The organism is Actinosynnema sp. NPDC020468, assembly GCF_040642015.1.
In the GTDB taxonomy this organism is placed as follows: domain Bacteria; phylum Actinomycetota; class Actinomycetes; order Mycobacteriales; family Pseudonocardiaceae; genus Actinosynnema.
In genome coordinates this window covers 1-20,489 of the sequence record NZ_JBFAEO010000081.1, presented here as the reverse complement: position 1 = coordinate 20,489, position 20,489 = coordinate 1, and the positions used below count along the sequence as shown (strand labels likewise).

Sequence of the window (20,489 nt, the reverse complement as noted above, 5' to 3'; positions counted from 1 at the left end):
CGGCGGGGTGCGGGAGACGCACCCCGCCGCGACGCGCCCCACCGGGAGGTGGGGACGAGACGGAGGAAATCCAGTGAGCGAGCCGATCCTCGAACTGCGCGGCGTCAACAAGAGCTTCGGTCCCGTGCACGTCCTGCACGACATCGACTTCACCGTCCACGAGGGACAGGTGACCGCGCTCGTCGGCGACAACGGCGCGGGCAAGTCGACGTTGGTCAAGTGCATCGCGGGCATCCACTCCACCGACTCGGGCGAGGTCCGGTTCGCCGGCGAGCCCGTGCACGTCGCCGGGCCGCGCGACGCGGCCGACCTGGGCATCGAGGTCGTCTACCAGGACCTCGCGCTCTGCGACAACCTCGACATCGTCCAGAACATGTTCCTCGGCCGCGAGCGCGGCCGGTTCGGCCTGCTGGACGAGGCGGACATGGAGCAGGCCGCGCGGCGCACCCTCACCTCGCTCTCGGTGCGCACGGTGAAGTCGGTGCGCACCCAGGTCGCGTCGCTGTCCGGCGGTCAGCGGCAGACGGTGGCGATCGCGAAGGCCGTGCTGTGGAACAGCCGGGTCGTGCTGCTGGACGAGCCGACCGCGGCGCTCGGCGTCGCGCAGACCCGCCAGGTGCTCGACCTCGTGCGCCGCCTCGCCGAACAGGGTCTCGGCGTGGTGCTGATCAGCCACAACATGAACGACGTCTTCGAGGTCGCGGACCGCATCGCGTGCCTCTACCTCGGCCGGATGGCCGCGGAGGTCAACACCAGGGACGTCACCCACGGCCAGGTCGTCGAGCTGATCACCGCGGGTCGTTCCGGCGACCTCGGCATCGCCCGACCCGAGTCCGCCACGATCTGAATCCGCCACGACCCGAGGGACCGGCATGACTACCACCAGTGAGACGCCCTCCCAGGACACCCCTCCGCAGGGCGCCATCTCCGACTTCGGCATCGACACCACCTCGCAGTCGACCGGCGAGGCGTTGCGCGACTACGTGGCACGGGTCCGCGGCGGCGAACTCGGCTCGCTCCCGGCACTGCTCGGCCTGGTCGTGCTGCTGATCGTGTTCAGCGCGCTCAGCGACACCTTCCTCACCCTCGGCAACATCGCCAACCTCCTGGCGCAGGGCGCCGGCGTCACGATCATCGCCATGGGCCTGGTGTTCGTGCTGCTGCTGGGCGAGATCGACCTGTCGGCCGGCACCGCGTCCGGCGTCACCGCGTCGGTCATGGCGCTGCACCTGGTCAAGGGCGGCAACCTGCTGGGCGGCATGGGCGACACCGTCTTCTACCTGTTCTGCGGGCTGCTCGCGCTGGCCGTGGTGCTGGCGCTGCTCATGCGGATCTGGGCCGGCGCCGCGCTGTCCCTGGTGGCGCTGCTGATCGCGGCGTTCGGCGTGGCCGCGAACCCGTGGGTGGAGATGCTGCTCGCGCTGTGCGTCGGCACCGCCATCGGCTGCATCACCGGCTACCTGGTCGCGAAGGTCGGCATCCCGTCGTTCGTGGTGACGCTGGCGCTGTTCCTCGCCTGGGGCGGCGTCGTGCTCCAGTTCATCGGGCAGGGCGGCACGCTGGGCCTCAACAACGACACGCTGTTCAAGGTGGCCAACGGCAACCTGACCACGGCGGGCAGCTGGGTGCTGTTCGTGCTGGCAGCGGGCGGGTACGCGGCGGTCGTGCTCGGTCGGCACTTCACCCGGCTGCGCCGCGGGCTCGTCGCGTCGCCGACGCCGATGGTGCTCGGGAAGGTCGGCCTGATCGTCGTGCTGTCGGCCGTCGCGACCTACCTGCTGACCGTGAACCGGTCCGTCAGCGACCTCGTCCGGATCACCGGCGTGCCCTACGTGGTGCCGATCGTGCTGGTCCTGCTGGTGGTCGGCACCTTCGTCCTGGACCGCACCAAGTACGGTCGGCACGTGTACGCCGTCGGTGGCAACAAGGAAGCGGCTCGTCGCGCCGGTATCAACGTGGCGCAGATCCGCATGAGCGTGTTCGTGATCGCCTCGTCGGCGGCGGCGATCGGCGCGATCGTCTACTCGTCCAAGGTCGGTTCCGTCGACCCGAACGCCGGTGGTGGCAACACGTTGCTGCTCTCGGTCGGCGCCGCGGTCATCGGCGGCACGTCGCTGTTCGGCGGCAAGGGCCGGCTGCGCGACGCGGTCATCGGTGGCGCGGTCCTCACCACGATCACCAACGGCATGGGCCTGCTCAAGCAGCCCGCGGCGGTGGTCTTCATCGTGACCGGCCTGGTCCTGCTGCTGGCCGCGGGTGTCGACGCCCTGTCGCGTCGGCGGGCGGCCGTCGCCGTCCGCTGACCGTGACCTCACCCACCGCGGGCGCCCGGCCGGACGAGGTCCGCAGGCACAACCGCACCGCACTCCTGCGCCGGCTGCACGTGGACGGCCCGTCCACCAGGGCGTCGCTGGCGGCTGAGCTGGGTCTCAACCGCAGCACGATCAAAGCCCTGGTGGACGGCCTGGCGTCGGCCGGAGTGGTGGCGGAGCGGGTGCCGGCGCAGCGGTCCGGCGCCGGGCGGCCTTCGTTGCTGGTGCTGCCGCAGCCCCACGCGGCCGTGGTCCTGGCGATCGACATCCGGGTCGAGCAGGTCGCGATGGCGATGGTCGGGCTCGGCGGGGACATCCTCGGGCGGGACTCGTGGAACCTGCACCACCGGTCCCGGGATCCCGGCGAGGTGATCACGCACGTCGTGGACTCGGCCAAGCTGCTGGTGGACGAGTTGGACGTGGTGCCGGTGGGGGTCGGGGTGTCGGTGCCCGGGGTGGTGCGGCGGGCCGACGGGCTGGTGCACGAGGCGCCCAATCTGCACTGGACCGACGTGTCGCTGGGGGAGCGGTTGTCGGCGGTGTTGAAGGTTCCGGTGCAGGTCGGGAACGACGCTGAACTGGGTGCCCTGGCGGAGCACGTGCGCGGGGTGGCCCGGGATTCCTCGGACATGGTCTACATCTCCGCCGACGTGGGGGTCGGGGGTGGGGTGATCTCGTCCGGGATGCCGTTGCGGGGGACCGGCGGGTACGTCGGGGAGCTGGGGCACATGGTCGTGCGGCCCGGTGGGCGGCGGTGTTATTGCGGGTGTGAGGGGTGCTGGGAGACCGAGGTCGGTGAGGCCGCGTTGTGCCGGGCGTTGGGGTTGGCCGAGGATTCGCCTCGGGGGGCTGTGGTGGCGGAGTTGCGTTGTCTGGCTGCGGATCCTGGGGCCATTTCCCGGCGGTTGGGGGACTTCACCGAGTGGTTGGCGTTGGGGTTGGTGACCGTGGTGAACATGTTGGGGCCCGAGTTGGTGGTGCTGGGGGACCTGTTCACGGCGTTGCCGGATCCGGTGGTGGAGGCGTTGCGGGTTCGGGTGCAGAAGCGGTCGTTGGTGTCCCGGGCGGTGGGTGGGACTCGGATCCTGACGTCGCCTTTGGGGCGGGATGCCAAGTTGATCGGGGCTGCTGAGCTGGCCTTTGAGCCTGTGTTGGGGATTGTGTGAGCGTGTTGGCTGCTGGGGTGCGGTCGCTTGGGGTGTTGGCCTGCGTTTAGGGAGTGAAGAGCGTCCTCGCCGGACGGGCAGCGCCTCCGGGGGTTAGGGCGTCGTGTTCTCCCCGTATGGCCTGCCGGAGGCAACCACATGCGTCAAGGGGGCGGTTGCGTCTGTGGCTGACGGTCGTGCGTGATGTGCCCCCTTGACACATGCGGTTGGGCTGCGCCCAGGCCATACGGGGAGAACACGAGGCCCCTGGCTTGGTCGGCGCGACCGTTGCGGAGGTGGTCGGCGCGCGAAGGGTGCGGTGTGGCTGCTTGGTGCCGGCTGTCGTGCTGTGCACGTGTTGCTTGGTGCGGAAATGCAGGGGGGCGGAGACCTTTCGGTCTCCGCCCCGGACGGCTAAGGGTGCTCCAGGCCCACTGGGGAGGCCTGGCGTGGTCAGCCCTGCTGCAACTCGGCAGCGAGTTCACGCAGCTTCGTGCTGTGTTCGCGGGCGTGGTGTCCGCAGAACAGCAGCTCGCCCCCGGAGGGGAGTACGGCGCGAACCTGGGCAGCAGCCCCGCAGCGGTCGCAGCGGTCGGCAGCGGTCAACGCGGGGCGGGTGAGCGTCGTGGTCATGGAAATCTCCCTCCGTCCCGGCACCGGGGATCGGTGCCCTCACACCTAGCTGCGACCACTTCGCACTTGGCGGGTGCGCCGTGCTCGCTGGCTCCACTCTTGCAGACGCACGGGCGTAAGTCAGTGTTCCCTGGGTCGTGGCGACCCGCGTCACTTCCGATTTACCCGGCACACCCGACGTTCGAACCTGGTGGTTGCTCCGGTTCGCCACCGCTTCGCTCACGTTCCGCTGTCACCGCAACGGTTTTCCACCTGCGGATACGTCGCTGGGCACAGTCCCGCTAGGCCGAATGGTCGGACCCGGAGGGCGTGGACTGTGACGGGTAACACTTTGGTCAGCCGAGAGCGAACACGGTGGGGGATTCCACCATTCGGACGCGGCACGTCCAGTTCACCGGGGCGTCGCCTGGGGGCGGCGGTCCGTCGATCCACCCGCCGCGGCCCTCGCGCGACGATGCCGGCACCCCGGGGAGGGGTGCCGGCATCGGTCGTGGAGCGGGCTAGTCGAGGTAGTCGCGCAGCACCTGCGAGCGGGACGGGTGGCGGAGCTTCGACATCGTCTTCGACTCGATCTGGCGGATCCGCTCGCGGGTCACGCCGTAGACCTGGCCGATCTCGTCCAGGGTGCGGGGCTGGCCGTCGGTGAGGCCGAACCTCAGCCGGACGACGCCCGCCTCGCGCTCGGACAGCGTCGCCAGCACGGACTGGAGCTGGTCCTGGAGCAGGGTGAACGACACCGCGTCCACCGCGACCACGGCCTCGGAGTCCTCGATGAAGTCACCGAGCTGGCTGTCGCCCTCGTCGCCGATGGTCTGGTCCAGCGAGATGGGCTCCCGGGCGTACTGCTGGATCTCCAGCACCTTCTCCGGGGTGATGTCCATCTCCTTGGCCAACTCCTCCGGGGTGGGCTCGCGGCCCAGGTCCTGGAGCAGTTCGCGCTGGATGCGACCGAGCTTGTTGATGACCTCGACCATGTGCACCGGGATGCGGATGGTGCGGGCCTGGTCGGCCATCGCGCGGGTGATCGCCTGGCGGATCCACCACGTGGCGTACGTCGAGAACTTGTAGCCCTTGGTGTAGTCGAACTTCTCCACCGCGCGGATCAGACCGAGGTTGCCCTCCTGGATCAGGTCCAGGAACGCCATGCCGCGGCCCGTGTAGCGCTTCGCCAGCGAGACCACGAGGCGGAGGTTGGCCTCCAGCAGGTGGTTCTTGGCGCGCTCGCCGTCCCGCACGATCCAGCGGAGGTCGCGACGCAGCTGAGGGGTCAGCTTCTCGTTCTCGTCCTCGGCACGGCGCACGCGCTCGGCGGCGTAGAGGCCGGCCTCGATGCGCTTGGCGAGTTCGACCTCCTCCTCCGCGTTGAGCAGCGCGACCTTGCCGATCTGCTTGAGGTAGGCGCGGACGGAGTCGGCCGACGCGGTGAGCTCGGCGTCCTTGCGGGCCTGCCGCAGGGCTTCCGACTCCTCCTCGTCCCAGACGAAGTCGCCTTCGCCGGGCTTGGCGGTCTCCTCCTCGGCGGGCTCTTCCTCGACCGGCTCGTCGATCAGTTCGACGTCGTCGACCAGGTCCTCGCCGTCGGGGCCGCCCTCCAGCTCCTCGGGCTCGTCGCCCTCGCCCTTCTTTGCCTTGACCGGACCGGCGGCGGTCTTGGCGGCCGTCTTGCGCGGCGTCCGCGTGGCCGTCTTCCCCGCCGCGGCGGTCTTCGCGACCGGCTTCTTCGCCGGTGCCTTCCTCGCCGAGGTGGCCTTGGGCGTTTCCTCGGCGTCAGCCTGAGCTGCCTGGGTCGTCTTCGCGGCTGCCACGTACGCCCTTTCGCGACTGTCGATCAAGGCAAACCGAAGGGCGCGAACCTCGGTCGCCGGAGTATGGGGATGGTCCGCCGGATCGTTCGTCGGCGGGGCACCGTTCCATTGTAACGACGAGAATCGCGTGCCGGTGCGCCACGATGGGATTCGGTGCGTCCCGACACGCGTTCTCGCAGCTAGGAAGGGTGCGTTCAGTGGGCGGATTGCCGCGCGGCGGCGACGGCGGCGCCCACGATGCCCGCGTCGTTCTTCAGCGCGGCCGCCACGACCTCGGTGCGGACGTCGAGCAGCGGCAGCCACTTCTCCGCCTTTTTGCTGACACCGCCGCCCGCGATGACCAGGTCCGGCCAGATCAGGTTCTCCAGCACCGAGACGTACCGGGACACCCGCGGCGCCCACTCGGCCCAGGTCAGGCCCTTGTCCTCCTTGACCGACGCCGCCGCGCGCTTCTCCGCGTCGTGGCCGTCGACCTCCAGGTGGCCGAACTCGGTGTTCGGCACGAGCTTCCCGTCCAGGAACAGCGCGCTGCCGATGCCGGTGCCGAAGGTCAGCAGCACCACCAGGCCGTCCCGGTCGACGCCGGAGCCGAACCGCATCTCGGCGATGCCCGCCGCGTCCGCGTCGTTGAGCACGAGGATGTCCTCGGGCGCGCGACCGAGCCGCTCGGCGAACAGGCCGGCCGCGTCGGTGCCGATCCAGCCGTGGTCAACGTTGGCGGCCGTGTGCGCCACGCCGCGCTTCACCACGCACGGCAGGGTGACGCCGATGGGGCCCTTCCAGTCGAACTTCTCGACGATCTTCGCGACCACGTCGGCGACGGAGTCGGGCGTGGACGGCTGTGGGGTGTCGATGCGGAGCCGCTCGCCGTCCAGCGCACCCGCCTCCAGGTCAACCAGTCCGCCTTTGATCCCCGAACCGCCGATGTCCACGCCGAAACCGCGGAGCATGCCCATCCCCGTGGCCCTTCCTACTCGATTCAGTAACAGTGGCCGCAGACACTAGCCTGCGGGTCCCCGATAGTCCCGTGAGAGTGACGAGGAGGAACAGGTGGGTCTCGAGCTGCGGTCCCTGGTCGACGTCGCGGTGCGCGTTGCGGGGGAAGCGGGTGCTCTCGTGCGGTCGATGCGCGAGGAGGCGGTCACCGACGTGGACACGAAGTCGACGGTCACCGACGTGGTCACGGCCGCGGACCGGGCGTCCGAGCGGCTCGTCCGGTCGCTGCTCGCGGAGCTGCGGCCCGGTGAACCGGTGATCGGCGAGGAGGAGGGCGGCGAGGCCGCCCTGGAAGGCCTCACGTGGGTGGTCGACCCGATCGACGGAACGGTGAACTACCTCTACGGGATTCCCCACTACGCGGTGTCGCTGGCCGCGCAGCTGGACGGCGTGTCGGTCGCGGGCGTCGTGCTGGAGCCCGCGAGCGGCCGGGTGTGGACGGCCTGGCAGGGCGGTGGCGCGTGGTTGGGCGACCAGCGGCTCGCCGTTTCCGACGTCACCCGGCTGGACGTCTCCCTGTTGGGCTACGGATTCGCCTACAAGGCGGAACGCCGGCAACGCCAGGCGGACACCTGGGCCGGCCTCGCCACCCGGTTGAGGGACATCCGGCGGGCGGGCGCGGCGTCGCTGGACCTGTGCTCCGTGGCCGCCGGGCGGTTGGACGCCTACGTCGAGCACGCGCTGGGCCGGTGGGACTGGGCGGCGGGCGGGTTGCTGGCCAAGGAGGCGGGCGCGGTCGTGCTGCTGCCCGGCGAGGCGCCGGAACTGGGCGCGGACGCCACGTTCGCGGCGGCGCCGGGCATCGCGGACGCGTTGTTCGCCGCGCTCGTGGAGTGCGGCTTCGGGAAGGTCTGACGGACGGGCGCCCCGGTTCGACCGGGGCGCCTCACCGTGCCGTCGGTGCGACGGGAGCGCACGACTCGTAGGACGTGCGCGCACAACTCGCCGCGTCCGAACGGGTCATTCCCGCCTGGTTGTGAGGAACATCACAGGTCAGCAGTGGACGTCGCGCGCCGACGCCAGGTTGTCCTTGTCCAGCGACGGGGGAGGCGAGCCCTCGGCCGCCTGACCGCCCTGGTGCTCGGGGTTCTGCTCGGCCCACGCGGCCAGCTGGTCCAGCACCTTGCGCGCGTCGTGGTTGGGCTTGAGCTCGGAGAACTTCTTGCCCACCGCCACGTCCACGGTCGCGTCCTGGCGCTCGTCGCGGACCAGCTCCAGGCACGGCTCGATCAGGCTCAACGTCCGGGCCGCGCCCGCGCCGGGCGCGCCGAAGCGGATCTGGCCGCGGCACGTCATGTCCTGCGCCGGGTACACCGGGTCGTTGCCCGGCTCGGCGACCTGCTGCAACCCCAGCTCGACCAGCGTCGTGGCCACGAACCGGGCCTGGTTGCGCTGCGTGCTCGCGTTGACCGCCCGGAAGTGCACGTCACCCACCGGAACGGGGTCGGTGCGATCCAGCGCGTCGTGCGACAGCACGGTGCCCAGTGCGGGCGTCTCCGCAGGTGGGGCGGCCGGATCGGCCCCCGTCGTCGGCGCCGGCGCGTTGCCGGGCGCGTTGCAGCGGATCGCCGCGTCCACGTCGCCCGCGCTCGCCAGCACCTTGTTCCACACCACCACCGCCGTGACGGCCAGCACCAGGAACAGGACGAGCGCCGGTAGCGGCCGTCGCCTCCGGTACCGCGACGACCCGGCGCTCCCCGTACCCGGTCCCACGCCCACCGACCTCCCCTGGCGTAGTGCTGTCGAAAGAAAAGGCTATGCCGCGTCCGGCTCGACCGCGCCCCGAACGGTGTGGTTGCGCTGGGCAATCACCCGGTGGCGGACGGTCCGCGACCCCGCGGAGCGACAGTGCGTCCACGGGGAGTCGGCAGGGCCTGCCCCGAAGCCTATCGGTCCAGCGTGGGAAGGGCCTGTCACCCGTCTGCTCAATTAGGGGGAACCCGCTGCGCGTCACACCGAGCGGTGAGCTACCCTCTCGGCGCTCCGCACAGGGCCGGACACCGGGAAGCGTCGACGTTCAGGGGGTTGGCGCCCGGCCGCGGAAGCGAGACCTCCGTCACTGGGGACGGGGGCACAAACAGGGGCGCTGGTGCGTTATCCAGCGACACGAACAGTCTCCGTTGACCGCAGGGGTGAAAGAAGATGGCGACCGACTACGACGCTCCGCGTCGCAGCGAGGCGGACGAACTCGCTGAGGACTCCCTCGAGGAGCTGAAGGCGCGGCGCAACGAGACGCAGTCCGGCGTCGTCGACATCGACGAGGACGCGTCGGCCGAGAACTTCGAGCTACCGGGCGCCGACCTGTCCGGTGAGGAACTGACGTTCAAGGTCCTTCCCAAGCAGGCGGACGAGTTCACGTGCTCGAAGTGCTTCCTCGTGCATCACCGGAGCAGGCTCGCCGAGGAAGTCAACGGCCAGTACATCTGCCGCGACTGCGCCTGAGCGAAGTCTGATCCGACGAGAAGCGAAACGCAAGGACACGTCCTGGGCGCTCACCCCCACCGCCGGGGTGGCGCCCAGCCGCCTTTCGGGGGCGTGCCTGGTCAGCCGCGCAGCAGCGCGGCGAGCCGGTCCGCCGACCGGACGCTGAAGACCCAGTACGGGGTCGGGTCGGCCGGGTCCTTCAACTCGACCTTCACCACCGGCCCCACCCAGCCGCGGTGCGCGACGAACGCCATCGGGTCCAGGTTCGGGCCCATCGCCCGGCGCTTGGACTTCGAGTCGAACACCTCGACCTCGCCCAGCAGCTCCAGCGGCACGTGCGCGCCGCCGACCCGCAGCTCCCCGCCGGACACCTCGACCCGCAGCGATCCCATCCGGATCAGCAGCAGCACGGCCAGCGGCACGGTGATGAGGTAGGGCAGCCACGACCGGACGCCCGGGAAGCCCATGTGGATCTCCGCGGCCAGCAGCACCGCGGCCAGCAGCGGGAGCGGCCAACCCCACCAGGGCACGAACAGCCGCTCGCGGAACGCGGTCGGGGCGGTCACAGCAGTCTCGCTCACGCCACCAGGGTAGTCTCGCGCGCCGTGCCCAGCGTCGAGGTCCTGCTGTCCCGGCTCGATAAGAGCGTGCCCCCGCCGTCGTACGCCCGACCGGGTGATGCCGGCGCGGACCTGGTCACCACGTCGGACGTGGTGATCGAACCCGGTGAACGCGTCGTGGTCGGCACCGGTGTCGCCATCGCCCTGCCCGAAGGTCACGCGGGTTTCGTGCACCCCCGCAGCGGGCTCGCTGCCAGGGTGGGGCTGAGCGTGGTCAACACGCCCGGCACGATCGACTCGGGCTACCGGGGCGAGATCAAGGTGTGCCTGGTGAACCACGACCCGCGCGAGCCGGTCGTGCTGCGCCGCGGCGACCGGATCGCCCAGCTCGTGGTGCAGAAGGTGGAGCACGCGGTGTTCCGCGAGGTTGACGAACTGCCCGCCTCCGAACGCGGTGGCGGCGGGTACGGCTCTACTGGCGGGCACGACGTGCTCGCCCGGACGGAGGGGTAAGGCGATGTTCGGTCGGCGCCGCAAGCGTGGCAGGCACTCCGCGAACCGGGGGACGGCGCAATCGGAGACCGAGGTCGGCGGCGCGCAGCCCGGCGAGGGGCCGTTCGACCACGCGGACGCCCCGGACGACGGGCTGAACCGGCTCGACCTCGGCTCGATCCGGCTGCCGGTGCCCGACGGCGCGCAGCTCCAGGTCGAGATGGACCCCGCGGGCGCGGTGCGCGCGGTGCACCTGCTCACCCCGGTCGGCCAGCTCACGGTGAGCGCGTTCGCCGCGCCGAAGACCGAGAAGCTGTGGCCCGAGGTGGGCGGCGAGCTGATCACCCAGCTCAAGTCCGACGGCTTCCGGATCAACCGGGAGAACGGCGAGTGGGGCGAGGAGATCTCGGCCCGCGGCCCCGAGGTGCACCTGAGGTTCGTCGCGGTCGACGGCCCGCGCTGGATGGTCCGCGGCGTGGTCGCCGCGCCGTCCGAGCCGCAGGCCGACCAGGGCCTCGAGGCGATGCGCCAACTGCTGAGGCACACCGTCGTGGTCCGCGGCGACCAGCCGATGCCGGTCCGCACCCCCCTGCCGATCGAGCTGCCGGAGGCCATCGCCCGGCACATCCAGGCGCAGCAGCAGCAAGAGGGCTAGCCGACGGCAGGTGAGGCCGGTGCCGCGGTGGTCGCGGTGGTCGCCGCCGAGCGGAGTCGGACGGAGGGGTGGCGCGCACGCGTCACCCCTCCGCTCGTGTCCGGGGCCGGAAGGGTGTGGCGGTCGGCCGTGTCCGGGGTCGGGGGCGCGGTGGCGGTTGCCGCCGGTGCCCCGGATCGGTCGACGTGCCCTCGTCCGTCCGGATGCTCGTCGAGTGCCCCGGGGTCGGTCGGCACCGGGGTGTCGCTCGTGGCGCGAGGGCGGGCTCGGCCCGGTGTGCGGGTCATCCGGCCGCGGCCCGCCACGCGTCGACCGCCGCCCGTCCCAGCGACGTCCGGTCCGCGCCCAGGTCGGCGAGCGTCGTGGTGCGCAGCACGGACCGCGGCAGCGCGTCCGCCCACGCGCGGGCGACCTCCGCCGGGTGCACAGGGTCGTCCTCGAACGCGGCGACACCCACCGGCACGGTCAGACCCGCCAGCTGCGCCAGGGTGGGCGCGGGGCACGTGGCGGCCTCGGTGAGCGCCGGCACCAGGTCGTCGCCGTACCGGGTCCACGCGCGCCGCAGTTCCGCGCCCAGCCAACCGGTCACGTCGGCCAGCGCGCCCGCCACCCCGACCCCGGTCACCGCGGCGGCGCTCGCCGCGGCCGCCGACGCGGCGGGAGCGCCGTGGGGCGCGCCGGTCCACGCGGGCAGCGCGAGCAGCAGGCCCGCGCACCGCTCCGGGTGCGCCACGGCCCACGACGCGGCCACGTGCGCGCCCAGCGACACGCCTCCCACCAGCAGCGGGACGCCGTCCCACGCGGCGTCCAGCGCGGCCAGCCGGGCGGTCACCGAGCGCGACGGCGGTGCCTCCAACATCACTCCCGCGTGGGCCAGGGGAGTGGTGAACACCGAAGCGATGAACACCTCGTCGGACGCCGTGCCGGGGAGGAGAACAGCGTGTGACGGGGTCATGTCCGCAGATCCTCCCCCAGTCGGGTACGACCGGTGACCCGCACGGTTACCCTGGCCGGTGGACGGGTCTCGAGGTCGAGGCCCACGAAGCACCCAGGAGTCGGGGATGACTGTTTCTGGGGGCGGCTACTGGCGCCGCCTCGTGCGTCGGCTCACCACCGACGTCAGCGAGCTGGACGCCGACGACCTGTCCCGAAAAGCCGTGGAGGTCGGCGCCGTGCGGGCGTGCGACTGCAAGTCCGGCGAAGAGGTGACGGTGTTGGGCCGGCTGCGGAGTGTCGAACTGTGCCCGCGCGACGCGGCGGCGACCCTGGAGGCCGAGCTGTACGACGGCACCGAGGGAGTCACGCTGGTGTGGCTGGGCAGGCGTCGGATCGCCGGAATCGAACCCGGTCGGACGATCAAGGCGCGGGGGCGGATCGCCGTCAGAGACGGTAGGAAGGTCCTCTACAACCCCTACTACGAGTTGCAGAACGCTTCATGACTTCAGTGAACGACGAAAAGCAGCCGACCCTGCTCGAGCAGATGGGCGGCGTCAGCGGCCTGCTGTTCTCCTCGCTGCCGGTGGTGGTCTTCGTCCTGGTCAACGCGCTCGCCGGGCTCACGCCCGCGATCTGGAGCGCGTTGGGCTCGGCCGTGGCCATCGGCATCGTGCTGGCCCTGCGCAAGGGCTCGATCCAGCCCGCCGTGTCCGCCGTGTTCGGCGTCGGCATCGCCGCGTTCATCGCCTACCGGACGGGATCGGCCAAGGGCTTCTTCCTGTTCGGCATCTGGCAGAGCCTGGTCTACGGCGGCGGGTTCGTGCTCTCCATCCTCGTCCGCTGGCCACTGGCCGGCGTGGTCTGGAGCGCGCTGAACGGCCACGGCCAGGGCTGGCGCAAGGACAAGGCCTCGGTCCGGGACTACGACATCGCCACGCTCGTGTGGGCGCTGGTGTTCATCTCCCGGTTCGTGGTGCAGCGCTGGCTCTACGATGAGGGCTCGGTCGGCTGGCTCGCGGTGGCCAAGCTCGCGATGGGCTACCCGCTGATGGCCGTGGCACTGGTGGCGACGGTCTGGGCCGTCCGCCGCTCCGACAAGCGCCTCAAGGCCCGCCAGGAGCAGGAGGAGGCGGAGAACGCCGCCGCCGAGGAACGCCTGCGCGCCGAGAGCCACCCGGCCGTCGAGGAACCCGCCCCGGTCGAGGAACGCCGCTAGGAACCTGTGGGAAGGCCCCCGTCCGGACGTCCGGACGGGGGCCTTCACGCGTGCTCAGCCCTGCGAGAACTTCTGGTTGTCGCCGTCGTGCCACCGGTACTGGATGATCGGGGCGGCGTCGTCGGTGCTCGCGCCCTTGACGTCGAGGACCTTGCCGTCGGCGAAGGTGTTGATCCGCGCCTTGCCGTCGCCCAGGTACTCGCCGGTGAACCGCTGGTTGTCGCCGCCGTGGCAGCGGTACTGGATGATCTGCGCGCTGTCCTGGGTGCTCGCGCGCTGGACGTCGAGGCACTTGCCCGCGAACGTGCGGATCTCGACCTTGTCGCCGCCGACCGCGTGGAGGGTGAAGTTCTGGTTGTCACCGCCGTGGCAGCGGTACTGGATGATCCGGGCGCTGTCGTCGGTGCTGCCGTACTCGACGTCCAGGCACTTGCCCGCGAAGGTGACGATGCGGAGTTCCAGGTCCTCCTGCGCCGCCGTCGCCACCCCGGACACCGACCCGGCGACACCCGCCGCCACCGCCAGCACCGCCGCCGCTCGACCGATTGCCCTCATGCTCACCCCGTTCGATTCCGGGCGACCTGGAATGGTCGCCCGGAGACACCCTCGGGGTCCGAAATACCGTCGGCAGCGCGACCGGCCGCGACCACTCCCGCAGGTGAGGCCGCCCGCCGGGACCGGGAACCGCTAGTAACCGAGAGCCGAACGGATCTCGCGCTCCACGTCCGCGGCCGCCACGAACAGGAGTTCGTCGCCACCTTCGAGCGAGTCGTCCGGTGTCGGCACGATGACCCGCCCACCGCGCAGGATCGTCACCAACGCGGCGTCCCGGGGCAGCGCCAGCGCGTTCACCGGCGAGCCCGCGAGCGGGGTGTCCTCCGGAAGGGTGATCTCGACCAGGTTGGCCTGACCCTGCCGCAACGTCATCAGCCGCACCACGTCACCGACCGTGACGGCCTCCTCGACCAGCGCGGACAGGATGCGCGGCGTGGACACCGCCACGTCGACGCCCCACGACTCGGTGAACAGCCACTCGTTGGCCGGGTCGTTCACCCGCGCCACCACCCGGCGCACCGCGAACTCGGTCTTGGCCAGCAGCGACACCACCAGGTTGACCTTGTCGTCACCCGTCGCGGCGATCACCACGTCGCACAGCTGCAACCCGGCGTCCTCCAGCGACGACAGCTCGCACGCGTCGGCCTGCACCCACTCGGCCTGCTCGACGGTGTGCGGCTCGAAGTGGTTGCGGTCCCGCTCGATCAGCAGCACCTGGTGACCGTCGGCGACCAGTTCGGCGGCGATCGACCGACCGACCGCGCCGGCGCCGGCAATGGCGATCCGCATCAGCTCTCCTCGGGCGCGTGCGCCGCAGCGGCGGCCACGTCGGTCACGGTGCCGGACAGCGCCGCGACGTAGACCACGTCGTCGGCCTGGAGCACGGTCTTGCGGTCCGGCAGCACGCCGGTGCCGAAGCGCATCACGAACGCCACCCGGCAGCCGGTGACGTCCTGCAACTCGCGCACGGGGTGGCCCACCCAGTCCTCGTGCAGGGTCAGCGGGAACACCGCCACCGAGCCGGACGGGTCGCGCCACGCCGTGGTCGCCCCCTCCGGCAGCAGCATCCGCAGGAACCGGTCGGTCGACCACGGCACCGTCGCCACCGTCGGGATGCCCAGCCGCTCGTACACCGCGGCCCGCTTCTCGTCGTAGATCCGGGCCACCACGGCCTCGACGCCGAACGTCTCGCGCGCGACCCGCGCCGAGATGATGTTCGAGTTGTCGCCGCTGCTCACGGCCGCGAAGGCGCCCGCCCGCTCGATGCCCGCCTCGACGAGCACCCGCCGGTCGAAGCCGTTGCCGACGACCTGCTGACCGTGGAAGTCCTGCCCGAGCCGGCGGAAGGACTGCGCGTCCTTGTCGATCACCGACACCTGGTGGTCCAGGCGCTCCAGGGCCTTGGCCAGGGACGAGCCCACCCGGCCGCAACCCATGATCACCACGTGCACAATGCCTCCCGCGACGACGCTTGGGGAGAACCTACCGAGGATTGCTCCGACCAGGGGATGAGGACCCCTTACGCTTTCCATCCGTGTCCAAGCTCGCAACAGCGGCCAAGCGCGTCCTGGTCGGCAGGCCCTTCCGGAGCGATCGCCTCGCTCACACGCTCCTGCCCAAGCGCATCGCGCTGCCGGTGTTCGCCTCGGACGCCATGTCGTCGGTGGCGTACGCCCCTGAAGAGATCTTCCTGGTCCTGTCCGTCGCCGGCCTGTCCGCCTACGCGCTCGCGCCGTGGGTCGGCCTGGTGGTCATCCTGGTGATGCTCGTCGTGGTCGCCAGCTACCGGCAGAACGTCCACGCGTACCCCTCCGGCGGCGGCGACTACGAGGTCGCCACGGTCAACCTCGGCCAGCGGGCCGGCCTCACGGTCGCCAGCGCCCTGCTGGTCGACTACATCCTCACCGTGGCGGTGTCGATCTCCTCGGCCGCGGCGAACATCGGCTCGGCGGTGCCGTTCGTCGCCACCCACAAGGTCGAGTTCGCGGTCGCCGCGATCGTCATCCTCACCGCCATCAACCTGCGGGGCATCCGCGAGTCGGGCGGCGCTTTCGCGGTGCCGACGTACGCGTTCATGGTCGGCGTGATCCTGATGATCGGCTGGGGCCTGTTCCGCGGCCTGCTGCTCGGCGACGACATGCGCGCCGAGAGCGCCGGGTTCGAACTGCACGCCGAGAACGACCACCTGATGGGTCTCGCGTTCGTGTTCCTGGTGCTCCGGGCGTTCTCGTCCGGCTGCGCCGCGCTCACCGGCGTCGAGGCGATCAGCAACGGCGTGCCCGCGTTCCGCAAGCCGAAGTCGCGCAACGCGGCGACCACGCTGCTCGCGATGGGCGTGCTGGCCGTCGTGATGCTGATGGGCCTGATCGTGCTGGCCCAGCTCACCGGCGTGAAGATGGCCGAGGACCCGGCGCGCCAGCTGATCGGCGCGCCCGCGGGCTACGAGCAGAAGACGATGGTCGCGCAGATCGCCGGCGCGGTGTTCGCGGGCTTCCCGGCGGGCTTCTACTTCATCACCGTGGTCACCGCGCTGATCCTGGTGCTCGCCGCGAACACCGCGTTCAACGGCTTCCCGGTGCTCGGCTCGATCCTCGCCCAGGACCGCTACCTGCCCCGCCAGCTGCACACCCGCGGCGACCGGCTCGCGTTCAGCAACGGCATCGTCTTCCTGGCCGGCGCGGCGGTCGTGCTGGTCATCGCGTTCGACGCCGAGGTCACCCGGCTCATCCAGCTCTACATCGTGGGCGTGTTCGTGTCGTTCACGATGAGCCAGACGGGCATGATCCGGCACTGGAACCGGCTGCTCGCGACCGAGGAGGAGCCCGCCGCGCGCCGCCGGATGCGCCGGTCGCAGGCGATCAACACGATCGGCCTGGTGATGACCGGCTCGGTGCTCGTGGTCGTGCTGATCACCAAGTTCACCAAGGGCGCGTGGATCGCCATCGCCGCGATGGCCGCGATCTACGCCCTGATGACCGCCATCCGGAGGCACTACGACCGGGTGGCCGAGGAGCTGCGCCAGCAGGAGCGGCAGAAGTTGCTGCCCGCCCGCAACCACGCGATGGTGCTGGTCTCCAAGCTGCACATGCCGACGCTGCGCGCCCTCGCGTACGCCAAGGCGACCAGGCCGGACAACCTGGAGGCGGTGACCGTGAACGTGGACGACTCGGACACCCGCAAGCTCGTCCAGGACTGGGAGAAGGAGGGGTTCAAGGTGCCGCTGAAGGTCATCGAGTCCCCCTACCGGGAGATCACCAAGCCGGTGCTCGACTACGTCAAGCGGGTCCGCACCGACAACCCGCGCGACGTGGTCACCGTGTTCATCCCGGAGTACGTGGTCGGTCACTGGTGGGAGCAGGTGCTGCACAACCAGAGCGCGCTGCGGCTCAAGGGCAGGCTGCTGTTCGAGCCCGGCGTGATGGTGACCAGCGTGCCGTGGCAGCTCGCGTCCTCGGCCAAGGTCACCGACCGCGACGTGGTGGCGCCCGGCGCGATCCGGCGCGGCCTGGACAAGCGGGAGGAGCGGTGACCGCGACCTGGAAGCAGCGCCTCATCGAGGTGGAGGTGGGCGCGGTCGCCCACGGCGGGCACTGCGTGGCCCGGCACGAGGGCCGGGTGGTGTTCGTCCGGCACGCGCTGCCCGGCGAACGCGTGGTCGTGCGGATCACCGAGGACGGCGGCGGCTCGTTCTGCCGCGGCGACGCCGTCGAGGTGCTGGAGGCCTCGCCGGACCGGGTCGAGCCGCCCTGCCCGTTCTCCGGGCCCGGCCTGTGCGGCGGCTGCGACTGGCAGCACGCCGGCTGGGAGGCCCAGCGCGAGCTGAAGGCGGTCGTCGTCGCCGAGCAGCTGCAACGGCTCGCCAAGCTCGACTGGGAGGTCATCGTCGAGGACCTGCCCGGCGGCCCGGAGGAGTGGCGGACCCGGATGCGGATGGCCGTCGACCGGCAGGGTCGGCCCGGTTTCCGCGCGCACCGCAGCCACGAGGTGATCCCGGTCGACCGGTGCGTCATCGCCGCGCCCGGCGCGCTGGACGAGGTGGTCGACCGGGCCTGGCCCGCCCGGTCCGAGCTGGTGATCACCCGCGACGCGGGCGGCCAGGTGCACCTGACCGAGATCGGACCACCCGCGATGCGCCGCGGCCGACCTGTTCCCGGACCGCCGCGCCGGCGCGCGGGCAGCGGCACCGCCACCGAACTGGCCGCCGGACGCGCCTGGAACGTGCGCGCCGACGGGTTCTGGCAGGTGCACCCGGCCGCCGCGGACACCCTCGCCAAGGTCGTCGGCGACTGGGCCGACTGCCACACCGGCGACCGCGCGTGGGACCTCTACGGCGGCGCGGGCCTGTTCGCGTCCGTGCTGGCCGAGCAGGTCGGGCACAGCGGCGCGGTGGCCGTGGTCGAGTCCTCGCGCGGCGCGGTGGAGGACGGCAGGCTCAACCTGTCCGACCTGCCGCAGGTCCAGTGGCACGTCGGGCGCACCGAGGACGTGCTGGAGCAGCCCGAGTTCGCCGACGTGCCGCCGGACGTGGTGGTGCTCGACCCGCCGCGCAAGGGCGCCGGCCGGGCCGTCGTCACGGCCATCGCCCGCAGCAGGCCCGTCCGTGTGGTCTACGTCGCCTGCGACCCGGCCGCGCTGGCCAGGGACGTGGCCTCGTTCGGCCAGCAGGGCTACCGGTTGACCCAGCTCAGGGCGTTCGACGCGTTCCCCATGACGCACCACGTGGAATGCGTCGCGCTGCTGGAGCCCTCCCGCTGACCCGTCGTCTGCGCCGGTGGTCCGTAGACTGGCGCAGACGTCGGGGAGTCGACCACAGGGCGAGGTGGAGCGAGTGTCGCTGCTGGAATCCGTGCACGGACCGGCCGATCTGAAGCGGTTGGGCGCCGACGAGTTGGTGCGGCTCGCGGAGGAGATCCGGCGGTTCCTGGTCGACAAGGTCTCCCGCACGGGCGGCCACCTCGGACCGAACCTCGGCGTCGTCGAGCTGACCATGGCCGTCCACCGCGTCTTCGAGTCGCCCGAGGACTCCATCGTGTTCGACACCGGGCACCAGAGCTACGTGCACAAGGTGCTCACCGGCCGGCAGGCCGCCTTCGACACGCTGCGGCAGAAGGGCGGCCTGTCCGGCTACCCCTCGCGCGCCGAGAGCGAGCACGACGTGGAGGAGAACAGCCACGCCTCCACCGCGCTGTCCTACGCCGACGGCCTGGCCAAGGCCTACCAGCTCACCGGCCGGCGCCGGCACGTCGTGGCGGTCGTCGGCGACGGCGCGCTGACCGGCGGCATGTGCTGGGAGGCGTTGAACAACATCGCCGCCGGCGCCGACCGACCGGTCGTGATCGTGGTCAACGACAACGGCCGGTCCTACTCGCCGACCATCGGCGGCCTCGCCGACCACCTGTCGTCGCTGCGCCTGCAACCCGGCTACGAGCGCGCCCTGGAACGCGGCAAGAACGCCCTCCAGAGCGCGCCGGTGTTCGGCAAACCCCTCTACGCGGCCCTGCACGCCACCAAGCGCGGCATCAAGGACGCGCTGAGCCCGCAGGCGATGTTCGAGGACCTCGGCCTGAAGTACATCGGCCCGGTCGACGGCCACGACCTCGTCGCGCTCGAGTCCGCGCTGCGCCGCGCCAAGTCCTTCGGCGGGCCGGTCATCGTGCACACCGTCACCCGCAAGGGCAACGGCTTCGCGCCGGCGGAGAACCACGAGGCCGACCAGATGCACGCCACCGGCGTCATCGACCCGATCACCGGCGAGAACGTGCACCCGGCCAAGCGCACCTGGACGCACGTGTTCGCCGACGAGTTGGCCGCGCTCGGCGACGAGCGGCCCGACCTGGTGGCCATCACCGCCGCCATGCGCGGCCCGACGGGCCTGGACAAGTTCGCGAGCCGCCACCCCGAGCGCTGCTTCGACGTCGGCATCGCCGAGCAGCACGCGATGACCTCCGCCGCCGGCCTCGCCATGGGCGGCATGCACCCGGTGGTCGCGGTCTACGCCACGTTCCTCAACCGGGCGTTCGACCAGCTGCTGATGGACGTCGCCATGCACCGCCAGGGCGTCACCGTCGTGCTCGACCGGGCCGGCATCACCGGTCCCGACGGCGCCTCCCACCACGGCATGTGGGACCTGTCGATCTGCGGCGCGATCCCCGGCATCCACGTGGCCGCGCCCCGCGACGCCGCGACGCTGCGCGAGGAGCTGCGCGAGGCCGTCCGGATCTCCGACGGCCCGTCCGTCGTCCGCTACCCGAAGGCCTCGGTGGGCCCGGACCTGCCGGCCGTGGAACGCCTCGGCACGGTCGACGTGCTCCGCCGCGACGGCGCCGACGTGCTGCTGGTCACCGTCGGCGCGTTCGGCGAGCTGGGCCTGGCGGCCGCGCAACGGCTCGCCGACCAGGGCATCGGTGTCACCGTGGTGGACCCGCGCTGGGTGTTCCCGATCTCGGCGGACCTGGTCGACCTCGCGTCCCGGCACCGGCTCGTGGTGACCGTGGAGGACGGCGGCCGGCACGGTGGGTTCGGCTGGTCGCTGGCCGCCGCGCTGCGCGACGCCGACGTCGCCACCCCGCTGCGCGACCTGGGCGTGCCGCAGGAGTTCCACCAGCACGGCGAACGCGGCGAGGTGCTCGCCGACGTGGGCCTCACCGCGCAGGACGTGGCGCGGCGCGTCACCGAGTGGGTCGCCGCCGCGCACCCGGCCGAGGTGGGCGCCGCGGTCCGCGAGTAGCACCGACGACCGGAACGGCGCGGCTCCCGGGGG

21 protein-coding genes are annotated in these 20,489 nt (G+C 71.5%); 12 read left to right on the top strand and 9 right to left on the bottom strand.

Annotation, left to right across the window (positions count from 1 at the left end; genetic code table 11):
* Window positions 1-73: 73 nt before the first annotated feature.
* From AB0G50_RS34590 to AB0G50_RS34580, 3 genes are read left to right on the top strand one after another with little or no spacing between them, the layout of a single operon-like run.
* On the top strand, window positions 74-847 hold the full coding sequence (locus AB0G50_RS34590; RefSeq protein WP_360117842.1) for an ATP-binding cassette domain-containing protein: 774 nt from the start codon (window positions 74-76) through the stop codon (window positions 845-847).
* Window positions 848-872: 25 nt separating this feature from the next.
* Complete coding sequence (locus tag AB0G50_RS34585) at window positions 873-2,303, top strand: ABC transporter permease (protein ID WP_360117839.1); 1,431 nt, start codon at window positions 873-875, stop codon at window positions 2,301-2,303.
* A gap of 2 nt (window positions 2,304-2,305) precedes the next feature.
* Window positions 2,306-3,478, top strand: coding sequence for an ROK family protein (locus AB0G50_RS34580; protein WP_360117836.1), 1,173 nt, complete (start codon window positions 2,306-2,308; stop codon window positions 3,476-3,478).
* Between the two features lie 432 nt (window positions 3,479-3,910).
* Here the strand turns inward: AB0G50_RS34580 and AB0G50_RS34575 are convergent, their stop codons facing one another.
* The 3 genes from AB0G50_RS34575 to ppgK all read right to left on the bottom strand — a co-directional run bounded on the left by AB0G50_RS34575 (window position 3,911) and on the right by ppgK (window position 6,851).
* Window positions 3,911-4,090 carry a hypothetical protein gene (locus AB0G50_RS34575; RefSeq protein WP_015800348.1) on the bottom strand — a complete coding sequence of 60 codons (180 nt, stop codon included), beginning with the start codon at window positions 4,088-4,090 and terminating at the stop codon, window positions 3,911-3,913.
* 500 nt (window positions 4,091-4,590) lie between these two features.
* Window positions 4,591-5,895 (bottom strand): RNA polymerase sigma factor, encoded by a 1,305-nt coding sequence (locus AB0G50_RS34570; RefSeq protein ID WP_360117832.1) that lies wholly within the window; start codon window positions 5,893-5,895, stop codon window positions 4,591-4,593.
* Between the two features lie 194 nt (window positions 5,896-6,089).
* Complete coding sequence (ppgK, locus tag AB0G50_RS34565; RefSeq protein WP_360117829.1) at window positions 6,090-6,851, bottom strand: polyphosphate--glucose phosphotransferase; 762 nt, start codon at window positions 6,849-6,851, stop codon at window positions 6,090-6,092.
* A gap of 94 nt (window positions 6,852-6,945) precedes the next feature.
* Here ppgK and AB0G50_RS34560 point away from each other — a divergent pair, with 94 nt between their 5' ends.
* Window positions 6,946-7,746, top strand: a complete 801-nt coding sequence (locus AB0G50_RS34560) for an inositol monophosphatase family protein (protein ID WP_360117826.1) — start codon at window positions 6,946-6,948, stop codon at window positions 7,744-7,746.
* A gap of 138 nt (window positions 7,747-7,884) precedes the next feature.
* On the opposite strand, the gene cei is transcribed toward AB0G50_RS34560, so the two are convergent.
* Window positions 7,885-8,604, bottom strand: a complete 720-nt coding sequence (gene cei / locus AB0G50_RS34555) for an envelope integrity protein Cei (RefSeq protein WP_360117823.1) — start codon at window positions 8,602-8,604, stop codon at window positions 7,885-7,887.
* Between the two features lie 429 nt (window positions 8,605-9,033).
* Here cei and AB0G50_RS34550 point away from each other — a divergent pair, with 429 nt between their 5' ends.
* Window positions 9,034-9,333, top strand: coding sequence for a DUF4193 domain-containing protein (locus tag AB0G50_RS34550; RefSeq protein WP_121003693.1), 300 nt, complete (start codon window positions 9,034-9,036; stop codon window positions 9,331-9,333).
* Window positions 9,334-9,434: 101 nt separating this feature from the next.
* Here AB0G50_RS34550 and AB0G50_RS34545 read toward each other — a convergent pair whose 3' ends face one another.
* Window positions 9,435-9,896, bottom strand: coding sequence for a DUF3093 domain-containing protein (locus AB0G50_RS34545; RefSeq protein WP_360117820.1), 462 nt, complete (start codon window positions 9,894-9,896; stop codon window positions 9,435-9,437).
* 24 nt (window positions 9,897-9,920) lie between these two features.
* Here AB0G50_RS34545 and dut point away from each other — a divergent pair, with 24 nt between their 5' ends.
* Both dut and AB0G50_RS34535 read left to right on the top strand, forming a co-directional pair.
* Window positions 9,921-10,388, top strand: a complete 468-nt coding sequence (gene dut / locus AB0G50_RS34540) for a dUTP diphosphatase (protein WP_360117817.1) — start codon at window positions 9,921-9,923, stop codon at window positions 10,386-10,388.
* Window positions 10,389-10,392: 4 nt separating this feature from the next.
* A complete protein-coding gene (locus AB0G50_RS34535; protein ID WP_360117814.1) occupies window positions 10,393-11,022 on the top strand; it encodes a DUF3710 domain-containing protein in 630 nt (209 codons plus the stop codon).
* A gap of 283 nt (window positions 11,023-11,305) precedes the next feature.
* Here AB0G50_RS34535 and AB0G50_RS34530 read toward each other — a convergent pair whose 3' ends face one another.
* Window positions 11,306-11,977, bottom strand: a complete 672-nt coding sequence (locus tag AB0G50_RS34530; protein WP_360117811.1) for an alpha/beta hydrolase — start codon at window positions 11,975-11,977, stop codon at window positions 11,306-11,308.
* 106 nt (window positions 11,978-12,083) lie between these two features.
* Here AB0G50_RS34530 and AB0G50_RS34525 point away from each other — a divergent pair, with 106 nt between their 5' ends.
* The gene (locus tag AB0G50_RS34525) at window positions 12,084-12,461 is read left to right on the top strand and encodes an OB-fold nucleic acid binding domain-containing protein (RefSeq protein ID WP_360117808.1); all 378 of its coding nucleotides are present in this window, start codon (window positions 12,084-12,086) and stop codon (window positions 12,459-12,461) included.
* Window positions 12,458-13,174: a DUF3159 domain-containing protein gene (locus AB0G50_RS34520; protein ID WP_360117805.1), complete on the top strand. Its 717-nt coding sequence runs from the start codon at window positions 12,458-12,460 to the stop codon at window positions 13,172-13,174. The genes AB0G50_RS34525 and AB0G50_RS34520 overlap by 4 nt, the downstream gene beginning before the upstream one ends.
* Window positions 13,175-13,228: 54 nt before the next feature.
* On the opposite strand, the gene AB0G50_RS34515 is transcribed toward AB0G50_RS34520, so the two are convergent.
* The 3 genes from AB0G50_RS34515 to AB0G50_RS34505 all read right to left on the bottom strand — a co-directional run bounded on the left by AB0G50_RS34515 (window position 13,229) and on the right by AB0G50_RS34505 (window position 15,180).
* On the bottom strand, window positions 13,229-13,729 hold the full coding sequence (locus AB0G50_RS34515; protein ID WP_360117802.1) for an RICIN domain-containing protein: 501 nt from the start codon (window positions 13,727-13,729) through the stop codon (window positions 13,229-13,231).
* 132 nt (window positions 13,730-13,861) lie between these two features.
* Window positions 13,862-14,518 carry a TrkA family potassium uptake protein gene (locus AB0G50_RS34510; protein WP_360117799.1) on the bottom strand — a complete coding sequence of 219 codons (657 nt, stop codon included), beginning with the start codon at window positions 14,516-14,518 and terminating at the stop codon, window positions 13,862-13,864.
* Window positions 14,518-15,180: a TrkA family potassium uptake protein gene (locus AB0G50_RS34505; RefSeq protein ID WP_360117796.1), complete on the bottom strand. Its 663-nt coding sequence runs from the start codon at window positions 15,178-15,180 to the stop codon at window positions 14,518-14,520. The genes AB0G50_RS34510 and AB0G50_RS34505 overlap by 1 nt, the downstream gene beginning before the upstream one ends.
* A gap of 83 nt (window positions 15,181-15,263) precedes the next feature.
* Between AB0G50_RS34505 and AB0G50_RS34500 the strand changes: the two genes are divergently transcribed.
* The 3 genes from AB0G50_RS34500 to dxs all read left to right on the top strand — a co-directional run bounded on the left by AB0G50_RS34500 (window position 15,264) and on the right by dxs (window position 20,456).
* The gene (locus AB0G50_RS34500) at window positions 15,264-17,258 is read left to right on the top strand and encodes an APC family permease (RefSeq protein ID WP_360117793.1); all 1,995 of its coding nucleotides are present in this window, start codon (window positions 15,264-15,266) and stop codon (window positions 17,256-17,258) included.
* Window positions 17,255-18,484: a class I SAM-dependent RNA methyltransferase gene (locus AB0G50_RS34495; RefSeq protein WP_360117790.1), complete on the top strand. Its 1,230-nt coding sequence runs from the start codon at window positions 17,255-17,257 to the stop codon at window positions 18,482-18,484. Before AB0G50_RS34500 ends, AB0G50_RS34495 begins: the two co-directional genes overlap by 4 nt.
* Before the next feature lie 73 nt (window positions 18,485-18,557).
* On the top strand, window positions 18,558-20,456 hold the full coding sequence (dxs, locus tag AB0G50_RS34490; RefSeq protein WP_360117788.1) for a 1-deoxy-D-xylulose-5-phosphate synthase: 1,899 nt from the start codon (window positions 18,558-18,560) through the stop codon (window positions 20,454-20,456).
* Window positions 20,457-20,489 lie beyond the last annotated feature (33 nt).

Excerpts from the sequence above, each read along its gene's own strand:
- AB0G50_RS34585 (WP_360117839.1), top strand. The coding sequence starts at position 873 with ATGACTACCACCAGTGAGACGCCCTCCCAGGACACCCCTCCGCAGGGC.
- AB0G50_RS34575 (WP_015800348.1), bottom strand. The coding sequence starts at position 4,090 with ATGACCACGACGCTCACCCGCCCCGCGTTGACCGCTGCCGACCGCTGC.
- ppgK (WP_360117829.1), bottom strand. The coding sequence starts at position 6,851 with ATGGGCATGCTCCGCGGTTTCGGCGTGGACATCGGCGGTTCGGGGATC.
- AB0G50_RS34550 (WP_121003693.1), top strand. The coding sequence starts at position 9,034 with ATGGCGACCGACTACGACGCTCCGCGTCGCAGCGAGGCGGACGAACTC.
- AB0G50_RS34535 (WP_360117814.1), top strand. The coding sequence starts at position 10,393 with ATGTTCGGTCGGCGCCGCAAGCGTGGCAGGCACTCCGCGAACCGGGGG.
- AB0G50_RS34530 (WP_360117811.1), bottom strand. The coding sequence starts at position 11,977 with ATGACCCCGTCACACGCTGTTCTCCTCCCCGGCACGGCGTCCGACGAG.
- AB0G50_RS34525 (WP_360117808.1), top strand. The coding sequence starts at position 12,084 with ATGACTGTTTCTGGGGGCGGCTACTGGCGCCGCCTCGTGCGTCGGCTC.
- AB0G50_RS34520 (WP_360117805.1), top strand. The coding sequence starts at position 12,458 with ATGACTTCAGTGAACGACGAAAAGCAGCCGACCCTGCTCGAGCAGATG.
- AB0G50_RS34515 (WP_360117802.1), bottom strand. The coding sequence starts at position 13,729 with ATGAGGGCAATCGGTCGAGCGGCGGCGGTGCTGGCGGTGGCGGCGGGT.
- AB0G50_RS34510 (WP_360117799.1), bottom strand. The coding sequence starts at position 14,518 with ATGCGGATCGCCATTGCCGGCGCCGGCGCGGTCGGTCGGTCGATCGCC.